Annotated in this window: 1 protein-coding gene; it reads right to left on the minus strand. The window is 41.4% G+C overall.

The genetic code is table 11. The annotated features are described in order from the left end of the window. On the minus strand, positions 1-889 hold an 889-nt coding region (locus tag ACI3E5_RS17555; RefSeq protein WP_498855889.1), incomplete at both ends, for a Rib/alpha-like domain-containing protein.

Below are 889 nucleotides of genomic sequence, written 5' to 3' on the forward strand. Positions count from 1 at the left end.
TCGGATTGATTTCTACCCAGTCTACTCTATCTTTAACTGTTACTGGCACCTTAACCGTTGTACTTGATCCATCTGGGAAGGTGACTTTCACTTCTCCTGTGTATTCGCCTACTTGTGTAGTGTCCACTGGCGTGACTACTTCTACCATACTTCCTTCCGGAAGATTAAGAATATTGTCTGTTAGATCAACTTCTTCCCCTTTATGAACTTCTTCCGGCATAATTTGTTCTGGATCGATCGTTGGAATCGGATTGATTTCTACCCAGTCTACTCTATCTTTAACTGTTACTGGCACCTTAACCGTTGTACTTGATCCATCTGGGTACGTAACTTCTATCGTTCCTTCATACTTACCTGGTTGAGTTGTATCAATGACACCTTCTGGTGTAACATCGTTCACTTTCGTGCCTTCCGGCAACTCTTCAAGATTAGTTACATTATCCGTCAGATCAATCGTTCCTCCGTAGTTGACTTCTTCTTTTTCTACTTCTGGAGTATATTTTTCAGCATCATTTCGATTGTCCACTACTTCCACTGGAACTTTCACTGTATCTTTTGTTCCATCCGGGTACGTAACTTCTATCGTTCCTTCATACTTACCTGGTTGAGTTGTATCAATGACACCTTCTGGTGTAACATCGTTCACTTTCGTGCCTTCCGGCAGCTCTTCCAAGTTAGTTACATTATCCGTCAGATCAATCGTTCCTCCGTAGTTGACTTCTTCTTTTTCTACTTCTGGAGTATATTTTTCAGCATCATTTCGATTGTCCACTACTTCCACTGGAACTTTCACTGTATCTTTTGTTCCATCCGGGTACGTAACTTCTATCGTTCCTTCATACTTACCTGGTTGAGTTGTATCAATGACACCTTCTGGTGTAACATCGTT

The organism is Candidatus Enterococcus avicola (genome assembly GCF_047470845.1).
In the GTDB taxonomy this organism is placed as follows: Bacteria; Bacillota; Bacilli; order Lactobacillales; family Enterococcaceae; genus Enterococcus_D; species Enterococcus_D casseliflavus.